Genomic DNA, 16,583 nt, shown 5'->3' with positions numbered 1-16,583 from the left:
GGTTCAATAACCAGTTGGTTCTATCGCGGATCGGGGGCCGGGTCAAGCACCCCGGGACGCACCGTGGCCCCGGCGAACCGCCGGGGCCACGGTGTGGCAGGCGCCGTCAGCAGGCGTACGCCTCCAGGCGCTGGGCCCGCTCCGGGGCCCGCAGCTTCAGCAGGGTCACCTTCTCGATCTGCCGGATCCGCTCCCGGGACAGGCCGAACTCGCGACCCACCTCGTCGAGGGTGCGCTGGCGGCCGTCGTCCAGGCCGAACCGGAGCCGGATCACCGCCTGCTCCCGCTGGGAGAGGGTGGCCAGCACGATGCTCACCTCGTTGCGCAGTTCGCCCTGCGCGGCGGCGTCGCCCGGCTCGGCGGCCGGGTCGACGGCGGCGACGAAGTCGCCGAGCGCGCTCTCGCCGTCCTCACCGACCGCCTGGTCCAGGCTCACCGGCTCCCGGTCGTACGAGATCAGCTCGATCACCTGGAACTCCGGGATGTCCAGCGCCCGGGCGACCTCGGCCACGGTGGGCTCCCGGCCCAGCGTCACGGACAGCTCGCGGCGGGCCCGGACCATCCGGTTGACCTGCTCGACCATGTGCACCGGGATGCGGATGGTGCGGGCCTGGTCGGCCATGGCGCGGGTGATGGCCTGGCGGATCCACCAGGTGGCGTAGGTGGAGAACTTGTAGCCCTTGGTGTAGTCGAACTTCTCGACCGCGCGGATCAGGCCGAGGTTGCCCTCCTGGATCAGGTCGAGGAAGGCCATGCCGCGACCGGTGTACCGCTTGGCGATGCTGACCACCAGCCGCAGGTTCGCCTCCAGCAGGTGGTCCTTGGCGGCGCGGCCCTCGGCGGCGATCAGTTCCAGGTCGGCCCGCAGCTGCGCGGAGACCGGGGTGCAGGTAGCCAGCTTCTCCTCGGCGAAGAGCCCGGCCTCGATCCGCTTGGCCAGGTCGACCTCCTGCGCGGCGGTCAGCAGCTTGGTACGGCCGATGCCGTTCAGGTATGCCCGGACCAGGTCCGTGGAGACGCCGCGCTCGTCGGTGGCGTCCAGGTCGGTCAGGGTGTCGGTGCCGTGCTCGGCCTCGATGGTGCCGCGCATCCGGTGTTCCGTCATCTGCAGGGCCATCTCTTCTCCCCGTGTCCGCGTCTGTGCCGCTCGTCCGGCCCAGTGGTGCCGGTGTGACACACAGCTTGGCGGGCGGGGCGTGAAACGGGAGTGAGGCGATCGGGGAACCGACACCAATCTCGGCGGAACGTCGGGTGCCGGGGTGTCGGCCGCCGGTGGTTGCCGGGCCCGGTTACCGTGCCAGCGGTCGGCCAGCGGGGCCGATCGCGCCGGCCGGCGCGGATCAGGCAACGGAGGGCGTCGTGGTCTTCAAGCGGCTCATGCAGGCGATGGGTGTGGGCGGCCCGTCGGTGGAAACCGTGCTGGCGAACCCCAACTGCCGGCCCGGTGGCCAGCTGGAGGGAACCGTGCACGTGGCCGGCGGCGACCACCAGGTCGACGTCAGCTACGTGGCGCTGGGCCTGGTCACCCGGGTCGAGGTGGAGAGCGGCGACAACGAGTACAACTCCACCCAGGAGTTCCACCGGCAGCAGGTGACCGGCGCGTTCCGGCTGGAGCCGGGGCAGCGCTACGACATCCCGTTCCGCTTCGACGTGCCGTGGGAGACCCCGGTCACCGAGCTGTACGGGCAGCACCTGCACGGGATGACGATGGGGCTGCGTACCGAGCTGGAGGTGGCCCGGGCGGTGGACAAGGGCGACCTGGACGCGGTCGCGGTGCACCCGCTGCCGGCCCAGGAGCGGCTGCTGGAGGCGCTGCTGCGGCTCGGCTTCCGGTTCGCCCGCGCCGACGTGGAGCGGGGCCACATCTACGGCGTACGGCAGACCCTGCCGTTCTACCAGGAGATCGAGTTCCACCCGGCGCCGCAGTACGCCCGCGCGATCAACCAGCTGGAGGTGACCTTCGTCGCCGACCCGCGGCAGATGCAGGTGGTGCTGGAGCTGGACAAGCGCGGTGGGCTGCTCACCGAGGGTCGCGACGCGTTCGGCCGGTTCACCGTCGACTACGCCACCATGGACCGCACCGACTGGGCAGCCCAGCTCGACGGCTGGCTGCGCCAGTCGTTGCAGCGCCGGGGCCTCTTCTTCTGATCGCGCCGGACCGGGGTTGACCGGACCGGACCGGGCCGGACCGGGGTTGACCGGACCGGACCGGGCCGGACCGGGCCGGGCCGGGCCGGCGCCGGTCGGCGGGGGAGCCCGGTCAGGTCCAGCCGTGCTTGGCGGCGTGCCAGCCGAGCTGCATCCGGGTCTCGACGCCGGCCAGGTCCATCAGGTGGCGCAGCCGCCGTTGCAGCGTCCGCAACGACAGGTCGAGCTGGGCGGCGACCACCTGGTCGGTGAGCCCGGCCAGCAGCAGCGCCAGGATCCGGCGGTCCAGCTCGGTCGGGCCGGCCGTGCCGTCGGCGTCCGGGCGCTCGGCCAGGCCCTCGGCGGTCAGGTCGAGCGGGCGGGCGGTGCGCCACACGGTCTCGAACAACGCGTCCATCGCCGCCAGCAGCCCGGTGCGGTGCAGCAGCACGGCGCCGGGCTCGCCGCCGGGCGTGCCGGCGAGCGGCACCAGGGCCAGGTCCGCGTCGGCCAGGATCAGCTTGATCGGCAACGAGTCGACCACCCGCACCTGGACGCCGTTGCGCAGCGACTCCAGTGTCTCGGTGACCACCCCGGGCTCGGCCAGCGTCGGGCGATCCACCACGACCCGGAACCGCACGCCGTGCCCCACCGCCACCTCCTCGACCGCGTTGGTGCCCGGCGGCACGGCGATGAAGGGCGTGGTGACGAAGCTGCGGACCTCCGTCCGGGCGGCGTGCTGCACCTGGGCGAACCGGTGGCGGATGGCGTCCATGCCGGTGACCACCTCGATCAGTTCGTCGATGGCCCGGCCCGCGACCGCACCCCGGTACTCCTCGGCCAACGTGACCAGCGCCAGCTCGGCGCTGCGCAGGGCGCTGCGCTGCTCGCTGATCAGCGCCCCGAGCGCGACCGCCGGCGGTGCCACCGAGTACGCCTCGTCCGGGCCGGACTTCACCAGGCCGGACGCGGCCAGGTGGGACAGCGCCGCGCCGATGGTCGCGGTCGGCAGCCGCAGGGCGTCGGCCAGCTCGGCCGGGCCGGCCGAACCGCGCCGGACCAGCAGGCCGTAGACCGCCTCGTCGTCCGGGCTCAGACCCAGGGCGCCCAGCATCGGTGGCTGCCTCCCTCCGGCGGTGACGGCACGCAGAGTATGGGTCACCTTCATGGATCTTGACCAGGGGCGGGGCGGGGCGGACCCCCGGGACGGTGCCGGTCCCGGGGGTCCGCCGGCCGGCTCACCGCAGGCCGTACGCCCGGATGAGTTCCTGCCGGATGGCGAAGCCGGCGTCGGTCCGTGCGGCGGCCCGGACCGAGACGAAGCCGGGCTGCTTCGGCAGCTTCAGCGAGCCGGTCCACCGGTCGCCGGCGCCCCGGCTCAGCGTCACCGGCTGCCAGCTGCCGCCGTCGTCGTACGAGACCTCCAGCTCGACCGAGGTGACGGTGCCGGTTCCGGTGCCGCCCGGCTGCGGCCCCGCCGTGACACTGATCTGCTGGCTGGTGCCCGCCCTGACGTCACCCCGCAGGTCCGTCTCCAGCGCGTAGTCGAGCTGCAGCAGTGCGAACGGCACGAAGGTGTCCGCCTGGTTGGAGCCGGAGACGAAGTCCCACTCGGTGTGCGTACGGGTGGAGAGCCGCCACTGCTCGGCCGGCCGCGAGGCGTCCAGCACCAGGCGGTACGGCAGCGTCCCGGCGGGCACCTCGGTCCATTGGAGATCGGCGTTGAAGGTGTTCTCGTCCAGCAGGGTGTCGCCCTGGTACAGCTTCAGGTTGGTCGGCACCGACCCCCAGTCCAGGTTGCCGCCGTGCTCCAGGATGTCGTCCGACGGGCTCCAGGCCTGCACGTTGAGGGTCATGAAGTCGCGGTAGCGGCTGTTGCGGACCCCGAACGCCCGGTTGAAGGCGGGCCGGACGGCGGGTGCGAACCAGTCCAGCCGGGTCGCGGTGCCCTTGGCGTACGTGTTCAGGTAGGCGGTGTCGGTCCAGCTGTCCTGCTGGTGCACCTCGTGCCAGACCACGTCCGGGGTGACCCACTCGGTACGGGTGCCGGGGTGCCGCTCCGACTCCGGGAAGCCGAACGCCGGGCTGAAGGTCATGTCGTACCGGTAGCCGGCGCCGGCGGTGTCCCGCACGGCGTGGTAGCGGGCGTCGAGCCGGGCCAGGTCCCGGTTGCCCGGGTGGTACCGGAGCGGCCGGTCCGGCACCTGGTCCGGATAGACCCGGGTCAGGTCGTAGACGTAGTTCGCGTACGGCGTCCGGTCCACGGTCAGCTTGGGCGCCGTGCCGCGACGGATCGCCGTGATCAGCCGCTGTCCCGCGTCGCGGTGCAGGGTGGCCACCGGGATCCGGGCCTCGCCGACGTACTCGTTGAGGATGCCGGGCCCGTCGTTGACGACGAGCAGCAGCGCCGCTCCGGCGTCCGTCGCGGCGGCGGCCCGCTCCGCCGGGGAGACCGCGTCGCTGCGGGTCACCACCGCGATCCGGCCCTTGGCGTCGATGCCGGCGTAGTCGGCGGGGGCGCCGGTGCCGGCGTGGACCGGGCGCAGCTTCCCGGTGCCCGCGGTGAGCGCGCTGCCCGGCTGCACGGTGGCCGCCAGCGGCGGCTCGCCGGGGGAGCGCAGGCTGAGCATCGGCTCGCCCTTGCGCCACCGGGTCGCCATCGTGAACGACCCCTGGCGGACCGGCTTGGTCGGCGTCACGTAGAGGTCGTCGTACCTCACCGGCACCTGGTAGGCCGCACGGTAGCTGTCGCCACCGGCGTACTCGACCCGGTAGTCGAGCCGGCGCTGCCGGTCCTCGGCGCGCTGCGGCGCGGTGGTGTCGAGCAGGCGGGCGCGGCTCGCGTCCAGCACCACCTCGGCCGCGCCGTCGAGCACCGTCTCCGGGTCGACCAGCAGGGCGAGGCCGAGCCGGTCGGGCCGTTCACCGGGGACGTCCAGCACCGCCTCCACGGTGTACGTGCCCGGCGGCAGCCGCAGCGTCCGCTCGCCGTCGACGGCGTACCGCCACGGGTAGTACTCGCCGGCCTTCTTCAGCACCACCTCGGAACTGGTGGGCCGGCCGTCCCGACCGGTCAGTCTGACCGTCAGGTCGTACCGCTCGTCCTCCTTGAGCAGGGCGAGCGCGGTGCGGGTGACCGGCGCGCCGGTGGCCGCGTCGGTGCCGACCAGGTAACCGGTGAGCTGGCCGTGGGCCTCGCCGCGCGGGTCCCCGGTCACCGGAACGTCGGCGCTGCCGCCGGCGGGGACGGTCACCGAGGTGGCGCCCAGGGTGAACGGGCCGGTGCCGGTGAGCGCCAGGTCGAGGGTGACGTCCGCCGGGCCGGAGTTGGTGAAGGTGACCGACCGGACGACCGGCGCGTCGGTGGGCTCGTGCGGCCAGTCGAAGCTGCCGAAGAACGCCGAGCCGGTGGCCCGGACGGTGTTGCGCACCGCCGCCGCCACGTCCAGCCGGCCGCTGCCCACCTGGTAGGGCTGGTAGCTGTCGGACAGGCCCTTGGCGCTGCTCGTCAGCGCCTCCTTGAGCTGCGGGCCGGACCAGTCGGGGTGCCGCTGGGCGAGGATCGCCGCCGCTCCCGCCACGTGCGGGGCGGCCATCGAGGTGCCGTCCATGCTCTGGTACGCGCCCTCGCCGGCGGCCTGCCCGGACCGGGCGGCGGTGATGCCGACGCCGGGCGCGCTCAGGTCCGGCTTCAGCGCGCCGGTACGGGCCAGCGGGCCGGTGCTGGAGAACCAGGCCAGCTCGTCCTGTTTGTCCACCGCGCCGACGGTCAGCGCGCTGGCCGAGGTGCCGGGCGAGCCGATGGTCTGCGGGCCGGAGTTGCCCGCGGCCACCACGAAGAGCGTGCCGTGCCGGGCGGTGAGGGTGTCCACCGCCGCCGTCATCGGGTCGGTTCCGTCGGTGCGCGACGCGTCGCCCAGGCTCATGTTGACCACGTCGGCCCCGGACTCGGCCGCCCACTGCATGCCGGCGATGATCCACGAGTCCTGCCCGTACCCGTCGTTGCCGAGCACCTTGCCGACGATCAGGTCGGCGCCGGGGGCGACGCCCTTGCGGTCGCCGCCGGAGGCCGCCCCGGTGCCGGCGATCGTCGAGGCGACGTGGGTGCCGTGCCCGTTCGGGTCGGAGACGTCCTCGCCGGGCACGAAGCTGACCGCCTCGTCGACCTGGCCGGCCAGGTCGGGGTGGCCGGCGTCGACCCCGCTGTCCAGCACCGCGACCGTCACGCCCGCGCCGTCGTAGCCGGCGGCCCACGCGGCCGGGGCGCCGACCTGCGGCACGCTCTCGGTCAGGCTGGCCCGCACCCGGCCGTCCAGCCAGAGCTTCGCCAGCCCGCCGCCGAGCGCCGTGCCGGACCGGGCCGCCGGCGCGGACGCGACGGTGGACCAGAAGGCGCGGGCCTGCTTCTTGTCGGCGGCCAGCGCGGCGCCGGTGACGCTGGGCAGCTCGCGGACCACCTTGGTGCCCGGCGGAGCGGCCGGGCGACCCGCCCGGACCCTGGCCGGGGGATAGGTGGCGATCAGCGGCAGTTCCGCCGTCCGGGCGTCGTCGTAGCCCATCTCGATCAGGTCGGTGACGTTGAACAGCCGCCGGTCCAGCCGGTCGCTGCCGAGCAGCGGCAGCGCCTCGTCGGGCAGCACGTAGAGGTCGCCGCCGCTCTGCTGGATCCGTACCCCGCCGGTGGCGTGGTCGGGCCGGTCGACGTCGGCGGTGGACTGGCCGTCGGCGAACGTGGTCACCGTGACCACGTCGCCGGTGACCAGGGTGACGGTGTGGGTGTCCCGGGTGGTGGCCGGGGCGGGCGGGGCCGGGTCGGCCGCGGCGGCGGGTGGCTGGATCGCGGCGGCGCCGGCCGCGACCAGTCCGGCGGCGGTCGCGGCGGCGAGCAGCCGCCGTCTCGTCCGGCCGGCGGCGGAGGGCTGTGAGGGCGATGGCATGCGACGGTTCTACCGCCGCCGTCCGGCCCGGTGAACAGCTTGCGGTGGCGGGGTCACGCCACGGCGTCACTCCGCCACCGCCCGCCTGGCCGGCCCGCGGGAGCCGTCAGAGATCGAGCAGGATGGTGCGCGGCCCGACGTTGACGCTCTCCACCAGCATGTGCGCGCGGAACCGCCCGGTCTCGACCTTCGCCCCCCGGGTGCGCAACGCCTCGACGACCGCGGTCACCAGCGGCTCGGCGACCTCGGCCGGGGCCGCCGCCGTCCAACTCGGACGGCGCCCCTTGCGGGCGTCGCCGTAGAGGGTGAACTGGCTGACCACCAGGATCGGCGCCCCGGTGTCGGCGGCCGACCGCTCGTCGTCGAGGATGCGCAGCTCGTGCACCTTGCGGGCCATCGTGCGCGCGGTCTCCACGGTGTCGGTGTGGGTGACCCCGAGCAGCACCAGCAGCCCGTCGGAGATCTCGCCGACCAGCTCCCCGTCGACCGTCACCCCGGCCCGGCCGACGGTCTGCACCACCGCCCGCATCAGCCGGTCACCGGCTCGATGAAGCCCCGCTCGACCAGGTGCGCGACGATCGGCCCGGCCGCCTCGGCCAGCTCGTCGACGGCCACGTCGTGCGCGGCGGCGAGCAGGGCGAGCTGGTCGCGCAACGGCAACCGCCCGTCGGCCCCGCCGACCAGGGCCAGCACCAGGGGGTCGATCTCCTCGGTCCAGCGCAGCCCGTGCGGCATGGCGAGCACCTGCCGGTCGACCGCCCAGCCCTCGTCGCCCATGGTGGCCTCCTGGCGCAGCTGGAGCCCTTCGGCGGCCCGGTAGCGCGCGGCGAGCAGGCCGTCGGCGCCGCGCGTACGCAGCCAGTCCTGCCGGTCGAACCAGCCGGCGATCCGGTCGCCCATCGGCGCCTCCACCCGCTGGCGCAGGTCCTCCACCCGGATCACCGGGTCGTCGTGCCCGGCCCGGCGCAGCGACACGATGCCGAAGCCGATCGCCTCCACCTTGTGCGCGTCGAACCAGTCCAGCCAGTCGGCCATCCGCTGCGGGTCGGCGGCCTCGCCGACGTCGGTCAGCCACAGGTTGACGTACGCCATCGGGTCGGCCACCTCGCGCTGGATCACCCAGGCGTCCAGGCCGGTGCCGGCGAACCAGCCGGTGACCCGCTCGGCCCAGTCCTCCCCGGCGACGTGCACCCAGTTCGCCAGGTACTGCATGGTGCCGCCCTCGGTGAGCAGGTCGGGCGCGGCGGCGGCCAGCTCGGCCCCGATCGCGTCGCCCACCCGCCCGGAGTCCCGGTAGACGTGCGTGGTGGTGCCCGGCCCGACCACGAACGGCGGGTTGCTGACCACCAGGTCGAACCGGCGCCCGGCCACCGGGGCGACCAGGTCGCCGCGGAGCAGTTCCCAGTCCTGCCCGTTCAGCGCGGCGGTGGTGGCGGCGAAGCGCAGCGCCCGCTCGGAGACGTCGGTGGCGGTGACCCGCCGGGTGTGGGTGGACAGGTGCAACGCCTGCACCCCGGAGCCGGTGCCCAGGTCGAGGGCGGTCTCCACCGGCCGGCGGACGGTGGCGCCGATCAGGGTCTGGGTCGCTCCACCGATGCCGAGCACGTGCTCGGCGTGCAGCGGCCGGCCCGGCCGGGCGCTGGCCGGCACGTCGGCGAGCACCCACCAGTCGTCGCCGTAGGGCTCCAGGTCCAGCCCCATCCGCAGGCCGTCGCCGTGCCGCTCGACCAGGCCGCCGGCGAGTGCCTCCTCGATCGACAGGGGCGCCAGCGCGGCGGCCACCGCCGCCTCCGGCTCGGTCTGCTCGCAGATGAAGACCCGGATCAGGGTGCCGAGCGGGTCGCGCTCCTCGGTGGCCCGCAGCGCGGCCCGGAAGTCGTTGCGGGCCACCCCGCCGGTGGCCTGCGGGCCCAGCCGGGTGGCGATGCCGTTGGCGGTGAACCCGGCCCGGGTGAGCGCGGTCCGCAGCGCCGTCACCCCGGCGGGGGAGAGCAGCATGTCGTGTTCGTCCACGTCGCCATCCTGCCTCCTGCCGTCGCGGCGGGCGGCGCCACCCGCGACATCCGTGCCGGACGCCCAAACTAATCGACAATCATCTCTATCATCATCGTCGATGTAACGGCTACCATCTGCGGCACCAACCGTCGAGGGTGCGCCCCGCGGCCCAGCAGGCACGGCCGGGCGTACCGATGAGGAGGCACACGATGCCAGCAGGGTCCGTTCCGCGGCGGCGTCTGTTCCGGGCGCTCGCCGTCGCCGCCGGCATGGCGGCCGTCACCGCGGCCGCCACCCCCGCCCTGGCGGCGCCACCCACCGGGGAGATCCGGGGCGCCGCGTCCCCGAACGCGATCAGCGGTAGCTACCTGGTCGTCCTCCGGCCGGACGCGGCCGGCGCCGCGGGCACCGCCACCGCCCGCGCGGCCGTGCCCGAGCGGGCCAGCGCGCTGACCAAGCGGTACGGCGGCAGCGTCGGCGACGTGTACAGCGCGGCGCTGACCGGCTTCAGCGCCCGTATGAGCGCCACCCAGGCCGGCCGGCTCGCCGCCGACCCGGCGGTCGCCTACGTGGAGCAGGACCAGGTGCTCACCGTCCAGGCCACCCAGTCCAACCCGCCGTGGGGGCTGGACCGCATCGACCAGCGCACCCTGCCGCTGAGCCGCAGCTTCACCTACCCGAACACCGCGTCGAACGTGCGGGCGTACATCATCGACACCGGCATCCGGACCACCCACTCCCAGTTCGGCGGCCGGGCCACCTGGGGCACCAACACGGTGGACAGCAACAACACCGACTGCAACGGCCACGGCACGCACGTCGCCGGCACCGTCGGCGGCTCCACCTACGGCGTCGCCAAGCAGGTGCGGCTGATCGCGGTCAAGGTGCTCAACTGCTCGGGCAGCGGCAGCACCACCAGCGTGGTGAACGGCGTCAACTGGGTCACCGCCAACGCGGTCAAGCCGGCGGTCGCCAACATGAGCCTCGGCGGCGGGGCGAGCAGCGCCATCGACAACGCGGTGGCCAACTCGATCAACTCCGGGGTGAGCTACGCGGTGGCGGCCGGCAACTCCAGCGCCAACGCCTGCAACTACTCCCCGGCCCGCACCCCGGCCGCGATCACCGTCGGCTCCACCACCAGCAGCGACGCCCGTTCGTCGTTCTCCAACTACGGCTCCTGCGTGGACGTCTTCGCCCCCGGATCGAGCATCCTGTCGGCCTGGCGGACCAGCGACACCGCCAGCAACACCATCAGCGGCACCTCGATGGCCTCGCCGCACGTGGCCGGCGCCGCCGCCCTCGTGCTCTCGGCCAACCCGTCCTGGTCGCCGGCGCAGGTCAGCAGCTACCTGACCAGCAACGCCACCACCGGCCAGGTGACCAACCCCGGCTCCGGCTCGCCGAACCGGCTGCTCTTCGTGGTCAACTGACCCCGACCGGCCCGGCGGACCGACCTGACCGGTCCGCCGGGCCGCGGGTGCGTGCCGGCGGGTTCGGTGTCCCGGCTGCACCCGGGCCGGTTCGTGCGGGACCATGGCTGCCATGACGCTCGCGCTGCCCATCGATCCCGAGGCCAACCGGCTGCTGGAGCGCAGCCCGCTGGCCCTGCTCCTCGGCATGGTCCTCGACCAGCAGCTTGTCTAACCAGGGAAAACGGTGTTCTAGGCCTTCTCGGAGTCGGTTTCAGGGGCGCGGGTCGTGGCCTGGCTCGGCGTCGTCCGGCCAGTTCGACGTGAAGATCCAGTCGAGGCCATCCTCCCCGTCCGTGTCCAGATGGGGAGCGCGACGCAGGCCGGCGCGTGCGGCGACCTTCAGCGACGCCGCGTTGTCGGGTCGGACTCTCGCGATGACTGGATGGTCGGGCAGGTGGGCAGCTGCCCAGTTGACCACGGTGGTGGCGGCTTCGGTGGCTACTCCGTTGCCCCAGGCCAGCGGGTCAAGGCGGTAGAAGAGGTTCAAGATGGTGCGGCCGTGCAGCGGCATCAGCTTGATGCCGCAGAAGCCGAGCGGCTGGTGGGTCCGCAGCTGGCTGTGGACGGTCCAGTAGCCGAAGCCGTACTGGTTCCAGTGCTCGTTCCAGCGTCGGTAGCGCTCCTCAGCTTCTGCCCGTGTGGCAAGCGCGTCAGCGGGATTGTGGGCGTATGCCCTTGGATCGCTGTGGATTCGATAGATGGTGTCGATGTCAGCGTCGGTCGGGCGGCGTAGCGACAGCCGAGGAGTCCGCACTTCTTCGTTGTCGATCAGGTCCGCGTGGCCCATGTCAGGATCTTCTCCTTCCGGTGTCATCGGGTCGAGGTTCGACTTGGTGGCGGCTTCGACACGTCAGGTAATCGTTGGTGGCGGGGTCTGGTGAGGGACCATGACTGCCATGACGCTGTCCTTGCCTATAGATCCTGCGGCGAACGAACTTCTTAATCGGAATGCACTGGCCCTTGTCCTGGGGCTCGTCTTGGACCAGCAGGTGCCGATGGAGAAGGCGTTCTCCTCGCCGTACGTGCTGACCCAACGGCTCGGGCACGAGCCGGACGCCGCGGAACTGGCCGGGTACGACCCGGAGGCCCTGGTCGCCCTCTTCGCCCAGCCGCCCGCGCTGCACCGCTTCCCCAAGGCGATGGCCGCCCGGGTGCAGGAGGTGTGCCGGGTCCTCGTCGACCGCTACGACGGCGACGCCGCTCGGCTCTGGTCCGACGTCACCGACGGCCGGGAACTGCTGCGGCGCATCGCCGACCTGCCCGGCTTCGGCAAGCAGAAGGCGCAGATCTTCCTCGCCCTGCTCGGCAAGCGGTTCGGCGTCACGCCGGAGGGCTGGCGGGAGGCGGCCGGCGGGTACGGCGACCCGGACGCGCACCGGTCGGTGGCGGACGTCGTCGACGCGGACTCGCTGCGCCGGGTGCGCGAGTACAAGCAGCAGATGAAGGCGGCGGCCAAGGCGAAGACCGCGCAGGGCTGACGCAACCGGGCCGCCGGCACGGTCGTTGTAGGCAGGATGGCGACGGGCGACCGATGACGGACTGGCGCGGAGCGCAACTGCTGCGCCCCGAGGTCAGCGCGACCCGGGCCACCTTCCTCGAACTCTTCTTCGACCTGGTCTTCGTCTTCGCGCTGACCCGGGTCTCGGTGCGCCTGATCGACGCCGCCGGGGACTCCGGCGGTGAACTGGCGGTCGAGGTCGCGCGCACCGGCGTGCTCTTCCTCGCCCTTTGGCTGCTCTGGTCGATCACCACCTGGGTCACCAGCCGGTACGAGCCCGAGCACGGCGTGATCCAGTTCGTCGTGGTGGGGTCGATGTTCGCCGCGCTGGTGATGGCGGTCGCGCTGCCCGGCGCGTTCGAGGACCGGGCGCTGCCGTTCGTGCTCGGCTACCTGGCGGCGATGATCGGCCGGCCGCTGGTCGTCGCCGCGGCACTGCACCGCCATCCGCGCCGCACGGTGCCGCTGCGGCTGGCCGCGTGGGCGGCGGCCGGTGCCGTGCCCTGGCTGGCCGGGGCGTACGCACCGGACGAGCTGCGCCTGCCGCTGTGGCTGCTCGCGCTGACCGTCGACGGCATCGGCCTCCTGCTCGGCTGGCCGCTGCCCCGCCTGGGCCCGGCGCGGGCGTCCGGCTGGCTGATCGCCGGCGAGCACCTGGCCGACCGGTACCAGCAGATCTTCCTCATCTCGCTGGGGGAGACCATCCTGGTCATCGGCGTGACCTACAGCGGGGTGGCGTTCACCGCCGACCGGGCCGGCGCCTTCGCCATCGCGTTCGTCACCACGGCCCTGCTCTGGCGGATCTACTTCCACCGGGCGGGCCACCTGCTCGCCGAGGCGTTGCGGGTGGCCCGGTCGGCGGGGCGGCTCGGCTCCTCCGTCGGCGCCACCCACCTGGCCATCGTGGTCGGGGTGCTGGGCACGGGCGTGGGCTACGAGTTGGTGATCGCGCATCCGTACGGCCGGACCGATCCGGGTTGGCTGGTCTTCGTGGTGGGCGGCCCGGCGATCTTCCTGGCCGCCCGGGCCCGCTTCGAGTACGAGATCTTCGGCCGGGTGTCCTGGTCGCGCTGGGGCGGACTGGCGGCACTGCTCCTGCTGGCGCCGGCCCTCACCCTGAGCTCGCCGATGGTGGCGTTGGCGGCGGTCGCCGCCGTGCTGGCCGCGGTGGCCACCGCCGACGCGTGGCGCAGCCGGGGCCGGCCCCCCGAGGTGCCCGCCTCACCGCTGCTGCACGGCGGGGACGCGGGCGGCGACTTCCACCGGGCCCCCTGAGCGGGTGTGGGGTTCAGGCGGCCGTCGGGTGGGCCAGCGCGGCCAGCGCGCGCCGGACGTCGGCGAGCGAGACGGTGGCCGAGTCGTCGAGGTCGGCCAGCCCGGCCTCGATCCACTGCCGCATCAGCGTGGTGACGCCGATGCCCCGGGCCTCGGCGGCCGCCCGCACCCGCTCGTACGTCTCCAGCGGCAGCCGGACCGAGCGGCTCACCATCGGGGTGTCGGTGTCGGGGGTGGGCAGCTCCACCGGCGGGCTCTCGTCGATCAGCTCCGCGAGCCGGTCACCGCCGCTGTGGAACTGCTTGGTCGCGTCGTTACGGTGCATCGTCACCGCCTCCTCGTCGGTGGGACCTCCGCACTGCCTCGTCGTAGCGCTTGGCCTCGACCTCGGTCAGCTCGCGGGCGGAGAGGATGTCCCAGTCGTTGTCGGTGCCGTCGGCCTCGGCGAGCAGCACGGCCAGCCGACGCCCCCGGCGGGCGGCGGCGTAGACGACCATCACGTCGTCGCCCAGGTGGCGGATGACCCGCCGGCTGCTGTGCAGCGCCTCCCAGACTTCCCCCGGCGTGACGTCGTAGACCCTCAGGTTGGCCAACGCCTCGTCGGTGAAGCTGAACCTGCTGCCCACGGGGCGAGCGTACCACGCGCGTAACACGAGCCTCGATGCCGCGGAATTTCGCTGATCACGGGCTCGGGGTGACAGGATGGGGCGTAACCCCCTCGAGGAGGTCCGTGGTGAAGCGTCAGGCGTACCAGCCGATCCTGATCACCGACGCCTCGCGCAGCCAGGACGACCAGCTCACCAGCCGGCAGAAGCGGTACGTGCTGATGATGGGCATCCGGGTGGCCTGCCTGATCGTCGGTGCGATCCTGGTCGGCGTGCAGGCCCCGCTGCTCTGGCTCTGGCTGCCGATGGTCGCGTTGGGCATGTTGCTCATCCCCTGGCTGGCCGTGCTGCTGGCCAACGACCGGCCGCCGAAGGACGAGCACCGGCTGATGAACCGGTTCCAGGCCCGGCACCGGGACGAGACACCGCCGATGAGCCTCACGGCCGAGGAACGGCCGCACAAGGTCATCGACGCCGAGCCCTGACCCGGCCGGGCTCCACCCGGCCGGGTCGGCTCACTCCGGGCGGGCGCCCACCTGGGAGACCGCCGACGCGCCGAGGTCACCGGCCCGGGCCAGCGCCGCCGCCGGTGCCGCCCCGGCCAGCCACGCGGAGAGCAGCCCGGCCGCGAAGGCGTCCCCGGCGCCGGTGACGTCCACCACCGCCACCCGGCGGGCCGGCGACACCGTCACCGCCCCGTCCCGGTCCACCCAGACCGCCCCGGCCGCGCCCCGCTTCACCACCACCCGCCGGGCGGACGCCGTCAACGCCCGACCCTGGGCGGCCGGGTCCAGCCCGCCGGCCAGCACGGTCGCCTCGTCCGCGTTGACCAGCAGCAGGTCGACGTCGCGTACCCAGGTCAGGAAGGCCGCCGCGCCGACCCGCCGCAGCGGTGCGGCGGAGGCCGCGTCGACGCTGGTGGTGAGCCCACGCCCGCGCGCGGCGGCCAACGCGGCCAGGCCGGCCGGGCGGGACGCCGCGTCCAGCAGGGTGTAGCCGGACAGGTGCAGGTGCGCCGCGTCCGGTGCGGCGGCCAGCGCCGCCTCGACGTGTTCCGCGGTCAGCCACAGGTTGGCGCCCCGCTCGGTGATCATCGTGCGTTCGCCGTCGGTGGTCAGCACGATCACGGTGCCGGTGGGGTGGTCCGGGTGCCGGCTGACCGCGCAGTCGACCCCGGCGCGCGCCAGCTCGGCCACCCGGTCCCGCCCCTGGCTGTCGTCGCCGACCGCGCCGACCAGCGTCACCGGCACGCCCCGGGCGGCGAGCCAGGCAGCGGTGTTGGCGGCCTGTCCGCCACCGCTGAACCGGATCGCCGCCGGCGTGTCGGACCCGGTGGCCGGCGGCCCGGCCAGCACCGCCACCACGTCGGTGATCAGGTCACCGACGACGAGGACGCGGCCTGCGGTCATGCGTCGGCGCGGCGGGCGGCCGCGGCGACCGCGATCCGGGCGGCGAGGTCGGCGTTGCGCAGGATGATCCGGACGTTCACCGCCAGGCTCGCCCCCTCCGTCGCCGAGTGGAAGTGCGCCAGCAGGTAGGGCGTCACCGCCTTGCCGGTCACCCCGTCGCGCTCCAGCCGGGCCAGCCCTTCGGCGAGGGTGCTGTCGTGCAGGTCCGGGTCGAGCTGCTCGTCGGCCGGCAGCGGGTTCGCCACGATCAGGCCGCCGCGGTGCACGCCGTGCTGCTCCCGGGCGGCCAGCACGTCGGCCACCAGCTCCGGGCTGTCGACCGACCAGTCCAGGTCGAAGCCGCCATCGGTGACGAAGAAGCCGGGGAAGCGCCGGGTGCGGTAGCCGACCACGCCGACGCCGAGGGTCTCCAGCCGCTCCAGCGTGGCGCCCACGTCGAGGATCGACTTGACCCCGGCGCAGACCACCGCGATCGGCGTCCGGGCCAGGGTGACCAGGTCGGCCGACTCGTCGAAGGTCTGCGCCGCCTCCCGGTGCACCCCGCCCAGGCCACCGGTGGCGAACACCCCGATCCCGGCCGCCGCGGCCACCGCGCTGGTCGCGGCCACGGTGGTGGCGCCGTCCGCGCCGGTGGCGGCGGCCACCGCCAGATCGCGTACGGAGAGCTTGGTCACCCCGTCGGCGGTGGCCAGCCGGGTCAGCTCGGCGTCGTCGAGGCCCACCACCAGGTTGCCGCCGACCATGCCGATGGTCGCCGGCACCGCCCCGGCGTCCCGGACCGCCTGCTCGATCTGCCGGGCGACCCGCAGGTTGTCCGGGCGGGGCAGCCCGTGCGAGACGATGGTGCTCTCCAGGGCGACGACGGGACGCCCGTCGCGCAGCGCGTCGGCCACCTCGGTGCCGTAACGGATGTGGAAGTTGTTCACGACCGCCACGGTACGGGCCGCGTCCCGGCCGGGCTGAAGTGGACCGGGCCGCGGTGACCTGCCAGACTTGAGGGTTGGAGGTGGAAAAGTGAGCACACAGGTCCTCGAGCGTCCGGAGCTGAAGGACGCCGACACCGGTCCGGAGATGTTCCACTACGTCCGGAAGGACAAGATTGCCGAAAGTGCCGTGATGGGCACGTTCGTCGTCGCGCTCTGCGGGGAGACCTTCCCGGTGACCAAGGCCGCCAAGCCCGGTTCCCCGGTCTGCCCGAAGTGCAAGGAGATCTACGACTCCTGGGCCGAGTGATCACGGGCGGCCCCGCCGGCCGCCCACGTAGC

Annotated in this window: 16 protein-coding genes; 6 read left to right on the top strand and 10 right to left on the bottom strand. The window is 73.7% G+C overall.

The annotated features are described in order from the left end of the window. Positions 1-106: 106 nt before the first annotated feature. The gene (gene sigB, locus SM577_RS06405) at positions 107-1,117 is read right to left on the bottom strand and encodes an RNA polymerase sigma factor SigB (RefSeq protein WP_302917582.1); all 1,011 of its coding nucleotides are present in this window, start codon (positions 1,115-1,117) and stop codon (positions 107-109) included. Between the two features lie 242 nt (positions 1,118-1,359). On the opposite strand from sigB, the gene SM577_RS06400 reads away from it, so the two are divergent. Further along, entirely contained in the window at positions 1,360-2,148 is a 789-nt protein-coding gene (locus SM577_RS06400; protein ID WP_302917581.1) for a sporulation protein, read from the top strand. A 112-nt stretch (positions 2,149-2,260) separates the two neighbouring features. Here the strand turns inward: SM577_RS06400 and SM577_RS06395 are convergent, their stop codons facing one another. The 4 genes from SM577_RS06395 to SM577_RS06380 form a co-directional block, all read right to left on the bottom strand. Then, positions 2,261-3,241 carry a helix-turn-helix domain-containing protein gene (locus SM577_RS06395; protein WP_302917580.1) on the bottom strand — a complete coding sequence of 327 codons (981 nt, stop codon included), beginning with the start codon at positions 3,239-3,241 and terminating at the stop codon, positions 2,261-2,263. Positions 3,242-3,365: 124 nt separating this feature from the next. Further along, entirely contained in the window at positions 3,366-7,064 is a 3,699-nt protein-coding gene (locus SM577_RS06390; RefSeq protein WP_474586479.1) for a S8 family serine peptidase, read from the bottom strand. Positions 7,065-7,170: 106 nt separating this feature from the next. Beyond that, on the bottom strand, positions 7,171-7,593 hold the full coding sequence (dtd, locus tag SM577_RS06385; protein ID WP_302917578.1) for a D-aminoacyl-tRNA deacylase: 423 nt from the start codon (positions 7,591-7,593) through the stop codon (positions 7,171-7,173). Beyond that, on the bottom strand, positions 7,593-9,077 hold the full coding sequence (locus SM577_RS06380) for a DUF7782 domain-containing protein (RefSeq protein ID WP_302917577.1): 1,485 nt from the start codon (positions 9,075-9,077) through the stop codon (positions 7,593-7,595). Before SM577_RS06380 ends, dtd begins: the two co-directional genes overlap by 1 nt. Before the next feature lie 191 nt (positions 9,078-9,268). On the opposite strand from SM577_RS06380, the gene SM577_RS06375 reads away from it, so the two are divergent. Next, the gene (locus SM577_RS06375; RefSeq protein ID WP_474580288.1) at positions 9,269-10,489 is read left to right on the top strand and encodes a S8 family peptidase; all 1,221 of its coding nucleotides are present in this window, start codon (positions 9,269-9,271) and stop codon (positions 10,487-10,489) included. A gap of 253 nt (positions 10,490-10,742) precedes the next feature. Here the strand turns inward: SM577_RS06375 and SM577_RS06370 are convergent, their stop codons facing one another. Continuing rightward, positions 10,743-11,318 (bottom strand): GNAT family N-acetyltransferase, encoded by a 576-nt coding sequence (locus SM577_RS06370; protein WP_474586478.1) that lies wholly within the window; start codon positions 11,316-11,318, stop codon positions 10,743-10,745. Between the two features lie 100 nt (positions 11,319-11,418). Between SM577_RS06370 and SM577_RS06365 the strand changes: the two genes are divergently transcribed. After that, positions 11,419-12,009: an HhH-GPD-type base excision DNA repair protein gene (locus tag SM577_RS06365; RefSeq protein ID WP_474586477.1), complete on the top strand. Its 591-nt coding sequence runs from the start codon at positions 11,419-11,421 to the stop codon at positions 12,007-12,009. 53 nt (positions 12,010-12,062) lie between these two features. Continuing rightward, positions 12,063-13,304, top strand: coding sequence for a low temperature requirement protein A (locus tag SM577_RS06360; protein WP_474586476.1), 1,242 nt, complete (start codon positions 12,063-12,065; stop codon positions 13,302-13,304). 13 nt (positions 13,305-13,317) lie between these two features. On the opposite strand, the gene SM577_RS06355 is transcribed toward SM577_RS06360, so the two are convergent. After that, positions 13,318-13,629: a hypothetical protein gene (locus SM577_RS06355; RefSeq protein WP_302918704.1), complete on the bottom strand. Its 312-nt coding sequence runs from the start codon at positions 13,627-13,629 to the stop codon at positions 13,318-13,320. Then, complete coding sequence (locus SM577_RS06350; RefSeq protein ID WP_302917573.1) at positions 13,619-13,930, bottom strand: hypothetical protein; 312 nt, start codon at positions 13,928-13,930, stop codon at positions 13,619-13,621. Before SM577_RS06350 ends, SM577_RS06355 begins: the two co-directional genes overlap by 11 nt. Positions 13,931-14,034: 104 nt before the next feature. On the opposite strand from SM577_RS06350, the gene SM577_RS06345 reads away from it, so the two are divergent. After that, entirely contained in the window at positions 14,035-14,394 is a 360-nt protein-coding gene (locus SM577_RS06345; RefSeq protein WP_302917572.1) for a DUF3099 domain-containing protein, read from the top strand. A 30-nt stretch (positions 14,395-14,424) separates the two neighbouring features. Here the strand turns inward: SM577_RS06345 and SM577_RS06340 are convergent, their stop codons facing one another. Together SM577_RS06340 and SM577_RS06335 are read right to left on the bottom strand one after the other, a co-directional pair. Then, positions 14,425-15,318 carry a carbohydrate kinase family protein gene (locus SM577_RS06340; protein WP_302917571.1) on the bottom strand — a complete coding sequence of 298 codons (894 nt, stop codon included), beginning with the start codon at positions 15,316-15,318 and terminating at the stop codon, positions 14,425-14,427. After that, positions 15,315-16,244 carry a pseudouridine-5'-phosphate glycosidase gene (locus SM577_RS06335; protein ID WP_302917570.1) on the bottom strand — a complete coding sequence of 310 codons (930 nt, stop codon included), beginning with the start codon at positions 16,242-16,244 and terminating at the stop codon, positions 15,315-15,317. Before SM577_RS06335 ends, SM577_RS06340 begins: the two co-directional genes overlap by 4 nt. 88 nt (positions 16,245-16,332) lie before the next feature. Here SM577_RS06335 and SM577_RS06330 point away from each other — a divergent pair, with 88 nt between their 5' ends. Continuing rightward, a complete protein-coding gene (locus SM577_RS06330; RefSeq protein WP_091340497.1) occupies positions 16,333-16,551 on the top strand; it encodes a DUF3039 domain-containing protein in 219 nt (72 codons plus the stop codon). Positions 16,552-16,583 lie beyond the last annotated feature (32 nt).

Source organism: Micromonospora desertarenae (assembly GCF_056150265.1).
This window is presented reverse-complemented; position numbering and strand designations above follow the sequence as displayed.